Raw genomic sequence first — 18,140 nt, 5'->3', positions numbered from 1 at the left:
ATGATGGTGTTCCGTCAACAAACGGCGCGAGCCTACTACTGACACAGAGACAACTCGAAGGCGTGTCCGGACGATTTTCGGCCGCCTTACTGGGAGTTGACCATGGGTTGTCCCGGTATTACAGGAGATGAAATTCGCGAAAGAGACAGAAGTGACCAGCCAGAGCGCCATATTCCAGTCCGCTCCAGTTGGCTGGAATTCTTCGTTCCGTGACGGTTCGGGGGAATCTTCACAGCCTGGCACTCGTCTGTCTGTACGGGGGTAGGGGGACTGAAGGGACGCAATCGGCAGGACGGGACATCCCGCCCGCGTAGAAACGGCGCATGCCGGGCAGCAACCCTGAAGTCGGACAGTGGTGGGGAGTTGAAAGTCCTTGGAAACGGAAGAGCGTCATGGCGCGACGGAGCCTGCGCCGGTCCGGGCGGCGCGGGGTGCGGCGTCCACGGCGGCGAAGGGCCGGCCGGTGATTCCTCGGCAGCAGCTCTGGGTCGAGGAGCCCGCGCTGCGGCGGCGGATGCCCGACCCGGTGCGGACGGCGGCCGTGCGGGCCGTGCTGATCATGTCGCTGACGATGATCCAGGCGATGGTGGCCTTCCTGTCCACGCTGGCGGGGTCCTGGCTGGCCTTCCCGATGGTGCTGAGCAGTGTGGCCAGCACGGTCGTCGCGACCTGGTCGGTGCTGGACGTGTGGGTCACCCGGCAGGTGTGGAATCAGCGCAACGGCGTGGTGTCGATGCCGAGCAGCTCCGCCCGGCGGCTGCGCCGCGAGAGGCGCAGGGCGAGGCGGGCCGCCCGCACCGAGCAGCGGGACGATGCCCGGATACGGCGACGGGGCGTGGGGCGCGGGCTGTCCCGGGCCTGAGCCCCGGCCTCCTCCTTCTCAGTCCCTGCCGGGCCGCGGGGCCGCCTCCGGGGCCGTGTCCGGCATCTCCTCGGCGGACGGGCCCGTGGCCTGGGCCGGGAGCACCTGGGGCGTCGGTGCGCCGCGCTTGAACATGCGGGTGGCGGTGATCTCCCCGTGCACGGTCTCGACGCCGGGGTCCTGCTGCGGAAGTCCGGGGCGCAGGTGCTCCTCGACGCTGATGTATTTCAGCCCGGCCCGCAGGTCGGCGTCGTTGCGCAACCTGATCACCAGGGGGAATTCGGCGAGCGCCGTCGTGTCGAAGAGCCCTGTGGTGTAGAGCAGCTGGACACCCAGCGCGTCCGAAACGGCTCGCTGGAGCTCCAGCAGATAGGTGGCGTTGGCGCGGCCGATGGGGTTGTCGAGGAACAGCGTGCCCGCGTGGTGGCGCTGGTGGCGGTCGCGGCCCCGGTCGTTGCTGCGCAGCGCGGCCATGGTGCAGTACAGGGCGATGGCGGCGGTCAGCAGCTGGCCGCCGGAGAAGACGTCGCCCATCTGCCCGACCGGCACCCGTTCGGCGCGCAGTACCGCGTCCGGCTTGAGGATCTCCACGGCGATGCCCTTGGGCTCGAGGGCCGCCTGCACTCCGCGCAGCAGCAGGGACATACCGTCCCGGCGCAGGTCCGAGTTCTTCTTCAGGGCCGCCTTGGTGGCCTCGTCGATGACCTCGCCGAGCCGTTCGGTCAGTGTCGCCTGGTCCGGTTCCTCGAAACGGATGCGGAGGAACTCCTGACCTGACCACTCCCCCAGCCCCTCGGGGAGCTGGGAGAGGCGCTGGGCGGAGCGGAGCGTGGTGAGCGCCGAGTCCACCAGGCCGCGCAGCCGGTCGACGATCGAATCGCGGTTGCGTTCCAGCTGGGCCAGTTCGTCGGTGAGGACCCGCAGCCGCGGGGCGAAGGCGATGGCCCACTTCTCCGCGTGCTCGGGCAGTGCGGCGGCCGGGAGTTCGCGGATCTGCTGACGGGCCGGGGTGCGGACCTGTTCGTAGCGGGTGGAGTTGGCGTGCCGGACCAGTACATCGCTCGCCTCCCGTACGGCTGCTTCCGCGGCGGACAGGTCGGCGGCGCAGCCGCGCAGCGAGCGGCGGGCCTCGGCGGCGGACTGCCTGGCCTCGTCGAGGCTGCCGGGATACGGCTCGGGGGTCTCGGCTTCGTCTTCGCCGTGGTCCCTGAGGAGGTCGCGCAGGAGGGCTGCCGTCTCGTCGAAGCCTCCGGCGGAGTCCTCGGCGGTGCGATGGGCGTGCAGCAGCTCGGCGTGGGCCGCCCTGGCGGTGTCCAGCGACGCGGTGGCCGAGGCGAGCTCGGCCGTCGCGGTGCGCAGGAGGGTCTGGGCCTGTTCGGCGTCGGCGGGGACCTGTTCGTCCGGGAGCTCGGTGTGCAGGCTCTCGCCGTCGGCGGGGGCCAGCCGCTCGGCCTCGCCGCGCAGCCTGCCCAGCTGCTCGCTGGCGGCCGACGCGCGGGTCTCCAGGAGCTGGACCAGGGATTCGGCACGGGCGACGGCCGCCTGCCGGGACGGGCCGTCGGCGCCGTCCGTCCCTTCCAGAAGCTGGGCGGCCCGGGTGCGGACCTTGTTGGTGAGCCGGTCGAGCTCGGCCAGAGCGGCGCTCTCGTCGCTCTCCGCGCGGGCCTGTTCGGCGCGCAGGTCCGCGCCGACGCCGACCTTCTCGTAGAGCTGGGACGCCGCCCGGTACGCCTCGCGCAGGGCGGGCAGCGCGTGACGCGGGGCGTCCGCCGCGGGCTCCGGGATGTGCTCGGGCGCGCCGGCGATCTCGGCCCGTTCGGCCCGCAGGGCGCGGGCGGTCCTGCGGGCGTCGTCCGCGGCCCGCTGGGCGGCCCTGCGGTCCTCGTCGGCGGCCCTGGCGCGCTCGAGACATGCGGTGGCGCGGGCCTCGGACTCGGCCGCCTCGTCGACCAGTTCGCGCAGCTTCACCTGCCAGCCCGCCCGTTCACGGAGGCGGAAGGCGAGCCCGGCGAGGGCGTCGGCGGCCCGGCGGGCACGCTGGGCGGCCTCCTGGCGTTCGTCGCGGACCCGGGCGGTGTCAGCGGCGGCCTCGTCGGCCTCGGCGCGCTCGGTACGGGCCTCGGCGAGCGCGGACTCGGCCGTCTCTGCTGCCGTACGGGCCGTGCCGGCCGCTTCCGCCAGTTCCGCGAGCCTGCCGGGCGGGCAGTCCGCCCGCCAGGAGCCGATCCGGGCGGCGAGCGCGCGGTCCGCGGTGAGGCGGGCCGCGAGTGTGCGGATGTCCTCGTCGCGGGCGGCGGCGCGGCTCCTGAGCGCGTGCCGCTCCTCGTCCGCGGCGTGTTCGTCGTGCATGGCCGGGTTCGGCGGGACGAGGAACACCCCGTCGGTGGGTGCGGCGGAGCCGGTCGCGGGCTCCGGGACGGGTGCGAGCAGGGCGGCGGCGGTGCCGACGGCCACGGCGGAACGCGGTAGCAGGGCGGCGGCGGCGAGGACCTCACGGGCGCGGGCGTGTGCGTCCGGGTCGGTGATGACGACGCCGTCGACGAGTTCGGGGCGGGCCGCGAGTACGGCCGCGTGATCGGCCGGGTCGACGGCCTGGGCGAGGTAGCGCCAGCCGGGCAGGGCGGGGATGCCGTGCTCGCCGAGGTACTCGACGGTGGCGAGGACGTCGGGGCCGGGCGGCAGCAGTCCGCCGTCGCCGAGCGCGCCCAGGATGCGGGAGTCGTCGGCGGCGGCGGTGCGCAGCTCGAAGAGGCGTCGTTCGGCGGAGCCGACACCCTGGTCCAGCAGTTCGCGCAGCTCCTCCGCGTTGCGGTCGAACTCGGCTGCGGTGAGCGACTGTTCGGCCGTGCGCGGCCGGCGGGCCATGACGGTGTGGCTGCCGAGCGCGGCCGGTTCGGCTCCCTCGCCGTCCGGGCCCTCCTGGTACGGGTCCTGATCCTCGGCGCCGGTCTCGGGTCCGTCGGGGCCGGAATCGGGTCCGGCCGCGCTGCGCCGCGGCCGGGGTACGCCGCTGGTCTGTGCGGGCAGGCCGAGCAGGTCGGCGAGGCGGTGCTCGGCGGCGATCGACTCGGCGGCCCTGAGCTCGGCCTCGTAGGCCTGTTCGGCGCCCCGTGCTCCGTCGGCGGCCCGCGCCGCGGCGAGTTCGGCGCGGCTCTCGGCCGCCGCTGCCTGCCGGGACCGGTCCGCCGCTGATCCGGCGGCCTCGCGTGCGGTGTCCCAGGCGGCCACCGCGGACTGTTCGGCGTCGTTCGCGGCGAGGGCCGCGCGGGCCGGGTCGGCGTTCGGCGCCGTGTCGTCGAGCCAGCCCGCCCGGACCGCTTCGGTGGTCTCCTGCTCGACCTCGGCGAGCCGCTGGCGGAGGTGGCCCGCCTCGCTGCGGGCGCGCTGTGCCTCGGTTGCGGCGGTGGTGGCGTCACGGTGCGCGGCCTCGCCCGTGGTCTGGAGGGTCTCGGAGCGCTCCTCCTCCTCGTTGGCCACGCGCTCGCCCGCCTCGGCGGCGGTGTGCAGGGCCCGTACGAGGTCGGCCGCGGCGGTGGCGCGCGCCGCCAGCGCGGGGGCCGCGTCGCGCTCGGCCTCGCGGATGGCTACGGCGACGCGGGCGGCCCGGTCGGCGGCGGCGCGGTGGCGCAGCACGGCCTCGGCCGCCTGCCACGCGGAGTGCAGGGTGCGGGCGTCGCCCAGCTCCCGGCGCTGGGCCGCCGCGCTCTTCTCTGCCGCGGTGAGCGCCAGGGAGGCGTGCCGGTAGGCGAGTTCGGCCGCGATCAGGTCGGCGCGGCCGCGGGTCCGCTCGGCGCCGGTGACGGTGTGGGCCGCGCCGGTGACCTGCTGGGCGAGCTCGGCGGTGCGGCCGCGCTCCTCGCCGGCGCGGGCGGAGAGCCTGCGGGCCAGGGTGCGGGTGCGGCGCTCGGCACCGGCGTGGACGTCCCGGGTGCGCGAACGCGTTGCGGTGGCCTCGACGATGCGGCCGAGCAGGTCGACGGAGCCCGCGGTGAAGTCGCGTTCGGCGGTGAGTTCCGCGCGGCGGCCCAGCTTGTTGCCGAAGCCGCTGACGAGGTCGGCGAGGCCGTCGGTGTCGCGGGTGTCGGTGACGGCACGCAGCAGCAGGTCGGTGAAGTCGGAGTCCTTCTTGACCGCGAAGAGTCCCGCCGCCTCGCCCTCGTCGGCGTTCATCTCGCGCTGGTAGCGGAAGAGTTCGGGGTCCAGGCCGAGGTCACCGAGGTGCTCGTTCCAGCGGTCGTGGATCTCTTCCCAGTGCACGTCGAGGTGCTGGTAGAACTTGCCCGCCTCGGTGAGCGCGTCCCGGAAGCCCTTCATGGTGCGGCGCCTGCCGCGGGCGCCCGAGACGCCTTCGGCGGGGCGGCCGACCGAGGTCGCCTCGGCGACGGGCAGCGAGTCCAGGCCGAGTCCGGGACCCGGCCGGAAGGAGTACCAGGCCTCGGCGAACTTCCTGGGGTCGTTGGAGACCTGCCGTCCGCGCCACTCGCTGACCTTGCCGACGACCACGCACTCACCGGTCAGGGTGTGCTGCCACTCCAGCGCGACATGGCCGCAGTCCTCGGCGAGCAGGAACTTGCGCAGTACGCCGGAGCTGGCGCCGCCCAGGGTGTTGCGGTGACCGGGCAGCATGACGGAGAAGATCAGCTTCAGCAGGACGGACTTGCCGCCGCCGTTCTCCAGGAAGAGCACTCCGGCGGGGGCCGGGCGGCGGAGCGGGCCGACCGGTTCGTCCTCGAAGAACTCCGCCTGCGCCGGTGCGGGGTGGGGTACGGGTTCGCCGACCCCGCGCAGGTCAAGCACGGTGTCGGCGTAGCGCGCACCGGCAGGCCCGATGGAGTAGAGGCGGACCCGGGACAACTCGTACATGGCGGCGGACTCTCGTCGTTCAGGCAGCGGGAGGAAGACGTCGGTGGCGGAGCCGGCCGTGCGGTGGCCGGCCCCGGCGGTGGGGGCCGGTCAGCCGTGGAAGGGCAGGCCGGCGTCGGCCGCCAGCTCAAGGTCGTCGGGGTCGGGGGGCGGGAGCAGCGTCGCCGATCCGTCGGTGACCGGTACCACGCCCAGTTCGAGCAGTTCGGCCATGGCGGCGCTCCCTGCCATGTCGCGGACCTGGAGCTGGTAGCGGGCCGTGGTACGGAAGGCCCCTCCGGCGTCGTCCCCGGTGCGCTGGAGGAAGCCGGAGTCGGTGAGGAAGGCGACGGCCTTGCCGACGATGCCTGTGGTGGAACCGGCCAGCCGCCGGGCGTCCTTCGTCGCTCCGGTGGAGCTGCGCCGGGCGTAGACGCGCCAGCCGGCCTCCAGGCCGGGGGCGTCACTGGCCGGGTCGGTGTTGTCGCCGTGCTCGTCGGCGCGCTCCTCCAGGCGGTGGCAGGCCTGGCGTACGAAGGCGTCGACGCCGTTGACCGTGATCCTGCCGATGTAGCCGTCGTCGGCGAGGTCCTCGGGGCGCGGGAAGGCCATCGCGGCGACGGCCAGATGGGCGAGCCCGTGCAGGAACCGGTCGGCGGAGTCCGGGGAGGCCCGGCGGGCGTAGTCGCCCATGCGTACGGCGAAGACCGAGTCCTCGCCCGCAGTGACGGCCATGCCGGCCCGGGTCGACACCTCGAGCACGACGAGACCGAGCCCGGTGGCCACGGCGTCGGCGAGCCGGGCGAAGGCCGGCTCCTCCCGGTAGCGGCGCAGCAGTTCGGCGTACTCGGCGTCGCGGGCGGGCAGCAGCTTGGGCTGGAGCCCGAATGCGACGAGCCGGGCGGCGTCGGCGGCATCGGCCGGGGTGACGGCGGCGGGCGCGGACGGCGGGGCTGCCGCGGTCCGGTCGGCCGGGTGCGCGGCGCTCGGCTCGCCCCACGCGTCGGTGTGCTCTGCGCGGTGGTCGCTCACGACGGGCGCTCCTTGCTGCGGACGGTCTTCGGTACGGAACGGGCGGGCCGGCTGCCGCGTGCCGCCGGGTGGTGCGGCGCGGCGAGCGTGCTCGTGGGGCCTGACGGGGCGGCGGCGGTCCGGTCGGGCAGTGGCGCTCTCATGCCACCTCCGTGCGATCCGCGGTGATACCGGCCGCGTCCAGCAGGGCCGTGCCGACGATCAGGTCGGCGCCGCCGAATTCGGGGTCCTCCAGCTGGGTCCCGTCGTCCACGGAGAACAGCAGGCGGCGCTCACCCTGCCGGTAGGCGGTACCTACCGGGGGGCTCGCCGCGTGCACCGCGAGCAGGGCGACCAGGTAGGGGAGGTCGGGATCGCGCCGTCTGGCCTCGGCCAGCAGACCGGAGAGGCGGCGCGGTGCGTCGTGCTCCAGGTCCAGCAGCTCCATGGCGCTCGCCAGCTGTTCCTCGCTGAAACGGCTGTCGGCCGGGGTGGCGATCAGATCGGGTTCGGGCATCTCGGCGCCCAGGTGTTCGCGCTCCAGCGGCGGTGTCAGCAGCATGTCGACCAGGTCTGCGACCCGGACCGACGTGGGGGTGCGCAGCCCGGTGCCGTGGGTGAAGAACGCGTCGGTGGCGCGGATGGCCTGCTCCACGGGGAGCGGCAGCAGCGGCGCCAGCAGTTGTCCGTACAGGTCGAGGCCGGTGCGGGTGGCCGGCTGGGCGAACGCCTGCCGGTCCTGCTCGGCGCGGAAGAGCGGTCCTGCCTCCAGCAGCCGGGACTGGAGCTGGGTGTGGCGGCGGATGCAGTCCTTGACGATGTCGACCAGCTCGGCGGCGCGCCGCTTGTGCTCGGGCTCCTCGGCCTCGTCGCGGGCCTTGCGGATGTTGGTGAGGATGGCGTTCTCGTGGCGGTAGCGGTCGGCCACGTGGTCCAGCGCCTCGGCGATCATGTCGGGCACGGCGTTGAGCCAGTCGACCGCCCGGACGTTGCGCCGGGTCGCGTCGAGCGTCTTGCGGAGGGTTTCCGCGTACTGCACGGTCCGGTAGCGGGCCTGCTCGGCGGCGAGCTGCGCGTCGGCCAGGCGTCCGCGGCTGATCAGGACCTCCAGCTTCACCTCGGCGGCGATCTGGGCGCTGGTGACGTCCGTGTCGAGGGCGCCGACCAGGACGTTGACCGCTTCGTCGGTGGCCCGCAGGTAGACGCTGCCGCCGTATCCCGCGACTTCTTCGATCAGCTTGAAGTCGTAGTCCCGGCGGACGTAGGTGCCGTCCGGGCCGAAGGTGCCGTATACGGCGCGGAAGCCGCGGTCCACGCTTCCGACGTTGATGAGGTTGTCCAGCACCCAGCGGGCGACCCGTTCGTGCTCGGCGACCGGGCGGCGCGGGGCCTGGGCGCCGACGCGCGGGAGGAGTCTGGTCACTATCTGGTCGTGGTCAGCACCGGTGTCGAAGTCCATGTTGAGCGTGACGAGGTCGATCGCGGCCAGTGCGATCTCGGCCATCGCGTAGACGGTGAACTCACCGGCGAGATTCGCCTTGCGCACGTCGAGGTCGTGCAGCGGCGCCGTGCAGGCGAGTGCGCGCAGCCGCCGCGAGAGCCCCTCGTCGGCGGCCGGGCCCGGTGCGGGCCGGGGCCCCGCGCTGAGCTGGGGCGCAGCGTTGTCCGTGTAGGCAGGCGAAGTCACGCTGCACAGATTAGGTCCTCGGACTGACAACGGTCGAAACGGCGCAGAAGCGGCTGGTTGCCCCGGAGTCGGTCATGCTCCGCCGGACGGCTCCGCGCGGCCCGGCGGTTCCTCGGCCGCAGCCCTTCGCGGGACTTCGACGCCGACGGCAACTCCCGCCGTCCGCCGCGTCGGTGAGGGGGCCGTCGCGGTCCAGGACCGGTCCGGCGGTGTCGCGCCGCGCGCCCCCGACGCGCAACGCCCTGCTGTTGGTGCCCGGTCAGACGGCGGGTGCGTCCGGACCGATCCTGCTGCGCACGGCTGTCTGGACCTCGGCCTCCTCGGCCGGGTCGGCGGCCAGCCTGCGCAGCCGCTCGGCCACCCTGATGTCGCCGGTCTCCGCGTGGAGTGCGGCGACCTCTCGGGTCGTCTCCTCGCAGTCCCACAGGCATTCGACGGCGAACCCGGTGGGGAAGGAGGGGTCGGTGGCGGCCAGCGCCCGGGCGGCCCTGCCCCGCAGGTGCGAGGAGGACGTCTCGCGGTAGACGTGGCGCAGCACGGGAGCGGCGCAGGCGATGCCCAGCCGTCCGGTGCCGTCGACCAGGGTCCACAGCCGGGGGGCGTCCGGCCCGTCGCCGCGTACGGCTTCGCGCAGGGCGCCGAGGACCAGGGACGCGTCCTGTGCACCGCCGCGGCCGGCCAGCACTCCGGCCGCCGAGGCGCCGAGCGCGTCGGGCCGCCGGGCCCAGCGGCGTGCGCGCTCGACTGCCGCCTCGCCGCACATCCGCTCGAAGGCTGCGACGGCCGCGTCGGCGACCGTGCGGGACGAGCTGACCGCCGCGGCCTCGATGAGGTCGAGCACGACCGGGTCCTGGGCCTCCGTCAGATAGTGCAGCGCGGCGCACCTGGCGCCTTCGGGGCCGCTGCGGGCGGCCTCGACGATGACGGGACGGTCATCGGGTCCGGCGACCGCGGAGAGGCAGCGGGCAGCCGGCACATGGAGGTCGCTGCCCCGGTCGAGCCCCTGTTGGGCCCAGTCGAAGACTGCCTGGACGCTCCAGCCCGGGCGGGGTCCGCCGGGCCGCATCTGCCGCTGCCAGCGGTCGAAGGAGCCCTGTTCGGAGGCGGCCCGGACCCGGGCACCGACCGCTTCGCGCGGATCGTCGGCCCAGAGCCGCCAGGGCCGGGGCTCGAAGGCGTCACGCACCGTGGCGGCCAGTTCGGCGGTCCCCTCGGCGTCGGTGGCGAAGCGGGCGAGGACGGGGACGGCGAGGGACCGGAGTCCGGCGTCGTCGTCGCGCAGGGCCAGCTCGTCCAGGGCCCAGGCCCAGTTGGAACCGGTCGCGGCGTAGCGCCGCAACAGGGCAAGGGCGTCCTCGCGTCCGTAGGAGGCGAGGTGGCCGAGTACGGCGAGGGACAGGCCGGTCCGTGACTCGTCCGTGTCGAGGTGGTCGTCGGGATCGGCGAGGTGCCGCTCGATCTCCTCGATGCCGCCGTCGAGATCGAGAAACAGGCGTGCGTAGTAGAGGGAGCGGTTCTCCACCTGCCAGTCGTGACGCGGATCGCTCAGGACGCAGTGGTTGAGAGCCGCCAGGGCCTCGGGGCGCGGTGCGGCGAGCGCGTGGAGCGTGCCGTCGCCGCGGCCCCTCTGCAGCAGGCCGAGCAGGGTGCCGCTCGGCGCTATGAACGGATCGAACATGGGAAAAGCCTCACATCAAGCTGTCGACGCAACCGGGACTGTGCAGTTCCACGTGCCGGGGACTCCCCTAGGCCGCGCAGCAACATGATCGGCCGACCGCCGTCTTCTGCCTGGTGTAGAGCATCTTCCTGCCTCTCGTCGGTGGCCCGAATCGGACCCGCGACGTCATGATGACCCAGCCATTTCGCCACCGCGACCACATTTACGGCGGACCCGGTCAGCGGGAACCGAAGAGTTCCAGCAGGTCGGCCTTGCCGAACATGCGTGCGGTGTCCAGTGCGGAGGGTGTTCCGGCCGCCGGATCGGCCCCTGCCGCGAGCAGGGCCTCGATCACCGCGTCCTCGCCCTTGAAGACGGCTCCGGCGAGCGGCGTCTGGCCCCGGTCGTTGGCCCGGTCCGGGTCGGCGCCACGGCCGACCAGGGCCGTGACCGCGGGGGCGTTCCCGTGATAGGCGGCGAGCATCAGCAGCGAGTCGCCCCGGTCGTTGGTGAGGTTCACGGGAACTCCGGCGTCGACGTACGCCGCGAGCGCCTCGGCGTCGCCGTGGCGCGCCAGGTCGAAGACCTTGGTCGCCAGCTCCACCACCTCGGGATCAGGGGTTTCGCTCATCGGGGTGCCACCTTCCGTTAACCGATTTCGCCGCTGCCGGCCCGCTGGGGGCATGCGCCGTGAGGCCGTACGAGTGAATCGACAGAGTACTGCCCGGCCGTACACATGCCCCGGTCCGCCCTTGGCAAAAGATCACGTCGAACGACGGCGGAGCGATGAGCGCCCCCGAAAAGGCCTTCGACCCGTGCCGCACTGTCTGCCAGTCCAGTGAAAAACCCCACTATTCACCCGCTTGCACCTTTTATCCTATAGATACTTCCGGTGACCCTGGAAGGACTCATGGTGACTGTCCCCCCAACCAGGAGAACCACTCATGATCCTTTCCATGTCAGGCGTCGTCATCCTCGGCATCATCGTCTTCCTGTTCTTCAGGAAGGACGGCCTCAAGGCGTCGCACGCCCTCGTCACCGCCCTGTTTGGCTTCTACCTGGCCGGCACCGCCATCGCACCGAGCATCACCGCGGGTGGCGCGAGCCTCGCCGGCCTCTTGGGCGGGATCAAGTTCTGACGTTCCCGCCCCCGCTCCCACCCCCCTTCAGGAGACAGACGTGGCCCGGCGACCACTCCCCCGCATTCTGAGCAGCGGCAGCGCACCGATCGCTCGCAGTCGCGAGATCGCGCGCACGGCCGCCGACAGCGCCACCGATGTGCTCCACCCGCTGATCATGATCACTCGTGGTCTGCGGCTGCTGGCCGGTGCAGGACGGCAGAAGTGGGCCGCGACGCCCAAGGACCGGCGTGGTCCCACGCTGTTCCTCGTCGCGGCCTGCGTGCTCGTGGTCGCGCTCATCCCGTACGGGTCGCTGCTGGCCCTGGTCGCCGTGATGAGCGCCGCCGCATGGAAGGGACGGGAGCGCACTCCCGTCAGGACCGGTCCTGACGAGGCGGAGACCGGGCGCCTGCAAGCCCTGTACGAGGCGCTCGTGCCGTACTTCTCGACGGCCGACGATCCCAGTCCGCTGTTCGCCCACGGCGGCGACTGGGACGAGGTCTTCAGCGGGTACGAGTTCGACGGCGACGGCCGCGTCTCCCGCCTCCGGGTGAGGTATCCGGCGTACTTCACCGACAGCGAGGCGGCCTCCCGCGCCCGGATCGAACAGTTGCTGCACGCCAAGTCGGGCCGCGGCCGGGAGTACCACTTCAGCTGGGACGAGGAGGGCAACCAGCTCGTCATGAGCGTGCTCGACGCCCTGCCCACCTCGATCACCGCCCAGCGCTTCGTCACCGCCCCCGGCGAGACCGTCCTCGGCTTCACGGACGACGACGCGGTGCAGCGCACCGTTCCGGTGAGCGACGGGGACGGCACCCGGGACGCGCCCGGCGTCGTCTGGCGCACCGGCGCACGCTCCACGGAGCCGCATCTGCTCATCGCCGGACAGCCCGGCAGCGGCACCACCACGCTGCTGCGCTCCATCGCCCTCCAGGTGCTCCAGCAGGGCGACATCCTGATCATCGAAGGCAGCGGAACCGGCGAGTACGCCAGCTTCAACGGCCGCGAGGGCGTGCTGGCGGTGGAGTGCGGGCTGGCCGGGGCGCTGTCCACCCTGGAGTGGGCGGCGCACGAGACGGAGCGCCGGCTGATCGAGGCGAACCGGGCCCGTCAGTCCGGCGACGCCGTCCCCGAGGACACCAGGCGTCCGCTCTGGATCCTGCTGGACCGGCCCAGCGTTCTCGCCCATCTGGCCGCCGCCGACGACGGCGGGCCCGATCCGCAGGAACTGCTGCAGGTACCCCTGCGGCACGGCAGGGCCGCCAACGTCACCGTGGTGATGACCGAGCAGTTCGACGGTCTGGAGGGCCTGAGCGACACCGTGCGGAGCCACACCAGGGCGCGGGTGGTGCTCGGCCGCTGCTCCCCCGCCCAGATCGAGTCCGTCCTGGGCGTCGAGCCGCACACCACGCCGACCCCGGACGTGCCGCCCGGCCGCGGCTACGCGCGGTTCGGCGCCGGCCCGGTGCTGCGCATCCAGGTGCCCGCCACGCCGGACCCGTACGACGACGCGACCAGCGAGGCCCAGCGCCAGGCCGTGCTCGGGCTGCTGCCCGAACGCCGGACGGCGATCGAGGCGACCGCACCCGGCCCGGATCCGGAGCCGGAGAGCACCTTCGCCGTGGCCGACCCGGCGCCGCAGGACAACGGGGCGACGTCCGAACCGGTGCCTGCGAACGTGGTGACCGCCTCCGTCCCCATGGAGGCCGTGGCCGTCAGCGACTGACGGCGGCGGACGGACGGGAGGGCCCGCGGATCACTCGATCCGCGGGCCCTCCCGCACTCCCCGGCTCGGGCGGCCAGCACTCTGCGGCTCAGGCGACGAACGTCCGAGGAGCCTCCGCACCGGCCGCCGCGCCCGAGCTGACGAGCCCGGCGGCGGCAGCGAGCCGCAGCGCCGCCTCGTCCGCCACCGGCCCGCCGACGGTGAACGGCAGCCGCACGTATCCCTCGAAGGCGCCGTCGACCCCGAACCGGGGCCCGGACGGCACCCGCACCCCGACCCGCTCCCCCGCCACCGCGAGCCGCGAACCGGAGAGGCCGCCGGTGCGCACCCACAGCGTCAGACCGCCGCGCGGTACGGCGAACTCCCAGTCCGGCAGCTCCCGGCGCACGGCCGTGACCAGCGCGTCCCGGTTGTCCCGGGCCTGCTCCCGGCGGATCTGCACGGCCTGCTCCCAGCCGCCGGTGCGCATCAGCCAGTTGACGGCCAGCTGTTCGAGGACCGGGGTGCCCATGTCGGCGTAGGCACGGGCGGCCACCAGGCTGCGGATGACGTCCGGTGCGGCGCGTACCCAGCCGATCCGCATGCCCGCCCAGAAGGCCTTGCTGGCCGAACCGACGGTGAGCACGGTGCTGCCCGCCGGGTCGAAGGCGCAGACCCGGCGCGGCATCCGTACGTCGTCGTCCAGGTGCAGCTCGTTCATCGTCTCGTCGACGACCAGGACCGTACCGGCCGAGCGGGCGGCGTCCACCAGCGCCCGGCGCCGGTCCTCGTCGGCCAGGGCCCCGGTGGGGTTGTGGAAGTCCGCCACGACGTACGCCAGCCGGGGCGCCGCGTCCCGCAGCACCTGGCGCCACCGGTTCATGTCCCAGCCGCCGAGCCCCTCCTCCATGGCCACCGGCACCAGCCTGGCGCCCGCCTCCCGCATCAGCTGGAGGATGTTGGCGTAGCTCGGGGACTCCACCGCGATCCGCTCGCCGCGGCCCGCGAACAGGTGGCAGATCGCGTCGATCGCACCCATCGCCCCGGTGGTGACCATGATCTGTTCGGGCATCGTCGGAATGCCGTCGGCGGTGTACCGGTCGGCGATCATCTGCCGCAGCGCGGGCAGTCCCGCCGGGTAGTCACCGTGGGTGTGCGCGTAGGGGGCCAGCTCCTCCAGGGCGCCCTGGACGGCCCGGGTCAGCCATGGCTCGGGGGCGGGCAGCGAGGCGCAGCCCAGGTCGATCATCGATCCGAGGGCCTCGGGGGGCAGCGGCTCCAGGCCGCGGGCGGGCAGCGGGTTGCCCGCGGGCACCGCCGTCCAGCTGCCGGCCCCGCGCCGGGACTCCAGGAACCCTTCGGCCCGCAGTGCCTCGTAGGCCGCGGCGACCGTCGTACGGCTGACGGCGAGGGCGAGCGCCAGTTCCCGTTCGGCGGGGAGCCGGGCGGCGACCGGGACCCGGCCTTCAAGGACGAGCAGCCGGATGCCGTCCGCGAGGGCGCGGTAGGCCGGGGGCCTGCGGTTGCCCGGGCCCGTCGGCTTGGGCTGCTGGGCCTGGAGCTGCCGGGCGAGCTGCGCCGCGCCGACGGCCGAAGTCCACTGCGCCACGATAATCAGTCCACCTTCCTCGGATTGGCCATGGTTGGCGGCCAATCCCCTGCCACAGAGTGACACGCAGCAGTCCACTACCACCACACCAGGGGGCACCACTTGTCCACCAACGCCGCCCCGCGCGGAGCCCACCTCACCCGTCGGCTGATCCAGCTGTACGCGGGTCTGGCGCTGTACGGGGCGAGTTCGGCGCTGCTGGTCGTCGCCGGGCTCGGTCTGGAGCCGTGGGGCGTGCTGCACCAGGGGCTCGCCGAACGCACCGGGATCTCCATCGGGGTCGTCTCGATCATCATCGGCGCGATCGTGCTGGTGCTGTGGATCCCGCTGAGGCAGCGGCCGGGCCTGGGGACCGTCTCCAACGTCTTCGCCGTGGGCATCGCGATGGACGGCACGCTGGCACTCGTCCCCGAGGTGCACGGGCTCTTCGCCCGGGCCGCGGTGATGGTGGCGGGGATCGTGCTCAACGGTGTCGCGACGGGGCTGTACATAGCCGCCCGGTTCGGTCCCGGCCCGCGCGACGGCCTCATGACCGGACTGCACGCGCGCACCGGCCGCTCCGTGCGGCTCGTGCGCACGGCGATCGAGGTGGCGGTCGTGCTGACCGGCTTCCTGCTCGGCGGCTCCCTCGGCGTGGGCACGGTCCTCTACGCCCTGGCGATCGGCCCGCTCGCCCAGTTCTTCCTGCGCTTCTTCGCGATCACGGACAAGGCGGGCCCCACGGTCACCGCCCCGACATCCGGGCAGGCCATACTGCCGCAGTGACTTCCGCACGCCACCCCTATCTGGACCACCCCGCCCCGCTCCCGTTCGCCCACCGCGGCGGGGCGGCGGACGGGATCGAGAACACCGCTGCCGCCTTCCGCCGGGCCGCCGACGCGGGCTACCGCTACTTCGAGACCGATGTGCACGCCTCGGCCGACGGCCGGCTGGTCGCCTTCCACGACGCCACGCTGGACCGGGTGACGGATGCCCGGGGCCGGATGGCCGAGCTGCCGTGGAGCGAGATACGCCGGGCCCGGGTGGCGGGCCGTGAACCGCTTCCGCTGTTCGAGGAACTGCTGGAGGAGTTCCCCGAGGCGCGCTGGAACGTGGACATCAAAGCCGGTCCTGCCCTCGAGCCACTGGTGGAACTGATCCGCAGGACCGGCTCCTGGGACCGGGTGTGTGTCGGCTCGTTCTCCGAGGCCAGGGTCGCCAGGGCGCACAAGCTGGCGGGCCCCCGGCTGGCCACCTCCTACGGAGTGCGCGGCATCCTCGCCCTGCGGCTGCGCTCCTACGGCATCCCGGCGGCGCTGCGGGCGGGCGCGGTGTGCGCGCAGGTACCGGAGAGCCAGGGCGGCGTCCGGGTCGTGGACCGGCGCTTCGTGCGGGAGGCGCACGCACGGGGGCTCCAGGTGCACGTCTGGACGGTGAACGAACCGGAGCGGATGGCAGCGCTCCTGGATCTCGGAGTGGATGGCATCATGACCGATCACATCGAGACGCTGCGTACGGTGCTGAGCGAGCGAAGGGCCTGGGCCTGACGCCGGCCCGGTGACGTCTCCACGGGGAGAGACGAGGGGTGCGCAATGAGCGCCGAGACCGCGGACACCGCCGGACCGGCCCAGGGCACGGGCGGGCCGCCGGACCCCGGCGAACGCCGGCGCGAGCAGCGCGGCTGGTACTTCTACGACTTCGCCTGCTCCGTCTATTCGACGAGCGTCCTGACGGTGTTCCTCGGCCCCTATCTGACCTCGGTCGCCAAGGCGGCGGCCGACACCGACGGCTTCGTCCACCCGCTCGGCATCCCGGTCCGTGCCGGGTCGCTGTTCGCCTACGCGGTCTCGGCGTCCGTCGTCGTAGCGGTCGTCCTGATGCCGGTCGTCGGCGCCGCCGCCGACCGCTCGGGGCGCAAGAAGCCGCTGCTGGCGGCGGCCGCCTACGTGGGCGCCACCGCGACGGCCGGGATGTTCTTCCTGGACGGCTCCCGCTATCTGCTCGGCGCGTTCCTGCTCATCGTGGCGAATGCCGCGATATCCGTGTCGATGGTGCTCTACAACGCCTATCTGCCGCAGATCGCCGAGCCGGACGAACGCGACGCCGTCTCCTCACGCGGCTGGGCGTTCGGTTACACGTCGGGGGCGCTGGTCCTCGTGCTCAACCTGATCCTCTACACGGGCCACGACTCCTTCGGGCTCTCCGAATCGGACGCCGTACGGATCTGTCTCGCCTCGGCCGGTGTCTGGTGGGGCGCATTCACCGTCGTTCCGCTGCGTCGGCTGCGCGACCGGAAGGTGGCGCCCGGCGGCCGCGGAGCGGTCGGGTCCGGGTGGCGGCAGCTGCTGTCGACCCTGCGCGACATGCGCCGCCATCCGCTCACCCTCTCGTTCCTGCTCGCCTATCTGGTCTACAACGACGGCGTGCAGACGGTGATCTCCCAGGCATCGGTGTACGGCTCGGAGGAGCTGGGCCTCGACCAGACGACGCTGATCACCGCCGTCCTGCTGGTCCAGATACTCGCGGTGGCGGGCGCGCTGGGGATGGGCCGGCTGGCCCGGGTGTACGGCGCGAAACACACGATCCTCGGGTCCCTCGTCGTCTGGACGCTGATCCTCGTCGCGGGATACTTCCTGCCCGCCGACGCGCCGGTGTTCTTCTACGCGCTGGCCGCGGCGATCGGCCTGGTCCTGGGCGGCAGCCAGGCCCTCTCCCGCTCTCTCTATTCGCATCTGGTGCCGCGCGGCAAAGAGGCCGAGTACTTCTCGGCGTACGAGATGAGCGACCGCGGACTGAGCTGGCTGGGGCCACTGGTGTTCGGTCTCGCGTACCAGCTGACCGGCAGTTATCGGGATGCGATCATCTCGTTGGTGATCTTCTTCGTGGTCGGATCGGTACTGCTCGCGAGGGTGCCGGTGCGGCAGGCCGTGGCCGCGGCGGGCAATCCCGTTCCTGAACGGATTTAGACGTTGAAGTGAAAGGCCGGTAGTGTACGCCTTTGGCCTGCCCGGAGGACCGTTACTGCCAGTGGAAGAATCCAAACCGTTGGGTGACAACTTCTGCCAGATGTGACAAACCGGGCGTTGGCGGGTACTTGAACCCTGGCAAACCTGAATACTCAGCGGCACGACGGGCGACGCATGACCGGCAACGGGAATCTTTGCCGCCGACCGGACGTTGAGCCGGATGACGACGACAGCGACATTTGTCCTGTGGGCGACAAGCCCGGGAGGCACGATTCATGAGTGAGCGAGCTCTCCGCGGCACGCGACTTGTGGTTACAAGCTACGAGACGGACCGCGGCATCGATCTGGCCCCGCGCCAGGCGGTGGAGTACGCATGCCAGAACGGACATCGATTTGAGATGCCGTTCTCGGTAGAGGCGGAAATTCCGCCGGAGTGGGAGTGCAAGGCGTGTGGCGCCCAGGCACTCCTGGTGGACGGGGATGGCCCCGAGGAGAAGAAGGGCAAGCCTGCGCGTACGCACTGGGACATGCTCATGGAGCGGCGCACACGCGAGGAGCTGGAGGAGGTGCTGGCCGAGAGGCTGGCGGTTCTGCGCTCCGGAGCCATGAACATTGCAGTGCATCCACGGGACAGCAGGAAGTCTGCTTGACCGCGTAGCACCGCACTGAGACAGAGTCGCGGGCCGCGACACCTTGTGTGT

Annotated in this window: 14 protein-coding genes; 7 read left to right on the top strand and 7 right to left on the bottom strand. The window is 72.8% G+C overall.

Annotated features, from left to right (window positions below; all coding sequences use genetic code 11):
- Positions 1-373 precede the first annotated feature (373 nt).
- Complete coding sequence (locus ACFVJX_RS32725) at positions 374-862, top strand: hypothetical protein (RefSeq protein ID WP_384135433.1); 489 nt, start codon at positions 374-376, stop codon at positions 860-862.
- An 18-nt stretch (positions 863-880) separates the two neighbouring features.
- Here the strand turns inward: ACFVJX_RS32725 and ACFVJX_RS32720 are convergent, their stop codons facing one another.
- The 6 genes from ACFVJX_RS32720 to ACFVJX_RS32695 all read right to left on the bottom strand — a co-directional run bounded on the left by ACFVJX_RS32720 (position 881) and on the right by ACFVJX_RS32695 (position 10,690).
- Positions 881-5,725, bottom strand: a complete 4,845-nt coding sequence (locus tag ACFVJX_RS32720; RefSeq protein WP_384135436.1) for a hypothetical protein — start codon at positions 5,723-5,725, stop codon at positions 881-883.
- Between the two features lie 90 nt (positions 5,726-5,815).
- Positions 5,816-6,736, bottom strand: coding sequence for a hypothetical protein (locus ACFVJX_RS32715; RefSeq protein ID WP_384135438.1), 921 nt, complete (start codon positions 6,734-6,736; stop codon positions 5,816-5,818).
- Positions 6,733-6,879 (bottom strand): hypothetical protein, encoded by a 147-nt coding sequence (locus ACFVJX_RS32710; protein WP_384135441.1) that lies wholly within the window; start codon positions 6,877-6,879, stop codon positions 6,733-6,735. Before ACFVJX_RS32710 ends, ACFVJX_RS32715 begins: the two co-directional genes overlap by 4 nt.
- Positions 6,876-8,402, bottom strand: coding sequence for a hypothetical protein (locus ACFVJX_RS32705; RefSeq protein WP_384135444.1), 1,527 nt, complete (start codon positions 8,400-8,402; stop codon positions 6,876-6,878). Before ACFVJX_RS32705 ends, ACFVJX_RS32710 begins: the two co-directional genes overlap by 4 nt.
- A 259-nt stretch (positions 8,403-8,661) precedes the next feature.
- The gene (locus tag ACFVJX_RS32700) at positions 8,662-10,080 is read right to left on the bottom strand and encodes a HEAT repeat domain-containing protein (protein WP_384135447.1); all 1,419 of its coding nucleotides are present in this window, start codon (positions 10,078-10,080) and stop codon (positions 8,662-8,664) included.
- A gap of 217 nt (positions 10,081-10,297) precedes the next feature.
- Positions 10,298-10,690, bottom strand: coding sequence for an ankyrin repeat domain-containing protein (locus ACFVJX_RS32695; protein ID WP_384135450.1), 393 nt, complete (start codon positions 10,688-10,690; stop codon positions 10,298-10,300).
- Between the two features lie 313 nt (positions 10,691-11,003).
- Between ACFVJX_RS32695 and ACFVJX_RS32690 the strand changes: the two genes are divergently transcribed.
- Together ACFVJX_RS32690 and ACFVJX_RS32685 are read left to right on the top strand one after the other, a co-directional pair.
- Positions 11,004-11,198 carry a hypothetical protein gene (locus ACFVJX_RS32690; RefSeq protein ID WP_018103962.1) on the top strand — a complete coding sequence of 65 codons (195 nt, stop codon included), beginning with the start codon at positions 11,004-11,006 and terminating at the stop codon, positions 11,196-11,198.
- Positions 11,199-11,238: 40 nt separating this feature from the next.
- Positions 11,239-12,906 carry a hypothetical protein gene (locus tag ACFVJX_RS32685; protein ID WP_384135453.1) on the top strand — a complete coding sequence of 556 codons (1,668 nt, stop codon included), beginning with the start codon at positions 11,239-11,241 and terminating at the stop codon, positions 12,904-12,906.
- A gap of 88 nt (positions 12,907-12,994) precedes the next feature.
- Here the strand turns inward: ACFVJX_RS32685 and ACFVJX_RS32680 are convergent, their stop codons facing one another.
- Positions 12,995-14,494 (bottom strand): PLP-dependent aminotransferase family protein, encoded by a 1,500-nt coding sequence (locus ACFVJX_RS32680; RefSeq protein WP_384135456.1) that lies wholly within the window; start codon positions 14,492-14,494, stop codon positions 12,995-12,997.
- Positions 14,495-14,596: 102 nt separating this feature from the next.
- On the opposite strand from ACFVJX_RS32680, the gene ACFVJX_RS32675 reads away from it, so the two are divergent.
- The 4 genes from ACFVJX_RS32675 to ACFVJX_RS32660 all read left to right on the top strand — a co-directional run bounded on the left by ACFVJX_RS32675 (position 14,597) and on the right by ACFVJX_RS32660 (position 18,089).
- Positions 14,597-15,259 carry a YitT family protein gene (locus tag ACFVJX_RS32675; protein WP_384135459.1) on the top strand — a complete coding sequence of 221 codons (663 nt, stop codon included), beginning with the start codon at positions 14,597-14,599 and terminating at the stop codon, positions 15,257-15,259.
- Positions 15,256-16,020, top strand: coding sequence for a glycerophosphodiester phosphodiesterase family protein (locus ACFVJX_RS32670; protein WP_384135462.1), 765 nt, complete (start codon positions 15,256-15,258; stop codon positions 16,018-16,020). Before ACFVJX_RS32675 ends, ACFVJX_RS32670 begins: the two co-directional genes overlap by 4 nt.
- 45 nt (positions 16,021-16,065) lie before the next feature.
- The gene (locus tag ACFVJX_RS32665) at positions 16,066-17,439 is read left to right on the top strand and encodes an MFS transporter (RefSeq protein WP_384135465.1); all 1,374 of its coding nucleotides are present in this window, start codon (positions 16,066-16,068) and stop codon (positions 17,437-17,439) included.
- A gap of 275 nt (positions 17,440-17,714) precedes the next feature.
- Positions 17,715-18,089 carry an RNA polymerase-binding protein RbpA gene (locus ACFVJX_RS32660; protein WP_003959706.1) on the top strand — a complete coding sequence of 125 codons (375 nt, stop codon included), beginning with the start codon at positions 17,715-17,717 and terminating at the stop codon, positions 18,087-18,089.
- Positions 18,090-18,140: the final 51 nt, after the last annotated feature.

Origin of the sequence: Streptomyces sp. NPDC127177 (assembly GCF_042672475.1) — a bacterium.
Lineage (GTDB): Bacteria > Actinomycetota > Actinomycetes > Streptomycetales > Streptomycetaceae > Streptomyces.
Note: the sequence above shows the minus strand (reverse complement) of the source record. Positions and strands in the feature narration are given on the sequence as shown.

Bases quoted from the DNA above. Each gene is read 5' to 3' on its own strand.
- ACFVJX_RS32720 (WP_384135436.1), bottom strand. From the start codon at position 5,725: ATGTACGAGTTGTCCCGGGTCCGCCTCTACTCCATCGGGCCTGCCGGT.
- ACFVJX_RS32710 (WP_384135441.1), bottom strand. From the start codon at position 6,879: ATGAGAGCGCCACTGCCCGACCGGACCGCCGCCGCCCCGTCAGGCCCC.
- ACFVJX_RS32700 (WP_384135447.1), bottom strand. From the start codon at position 10,080: ATGTTCGATCCGTTCATAGCGCCGAGCGGCACCCTGCTCGGCCTGCTG.
- ACFVJX_RS32695 (WP_384135450.1), bottom strand. From the start codon at position 10,690: ATGAGCGAAACCCCTGATCCCGAGGTGGTGGAGCTGGCGACCAAGGTC.
- ACFVJX_RS32690 (WP_018103962.1), top strand. From the start codon at position 11,004: ATGATCCTTTCCATGTCAGGCGTCGTCATCCTCGGCATCATCGTCTTC.
- ACFVJX_RS32665 (WP_384135465.1), top strand. From the start codon at position 16,066: ATGAGCGCCGAGACCGCGGACACCGCCGGACCGGCCCAGGGCACGGGC.
- ACFVJX_RS32660 (WP_003959706.1), top strand. From the start codon at position 17,715: ATGAGTGAGCGAGCTCTCCGCGGCACGCGACTTGTGGTTACAAGCTAC.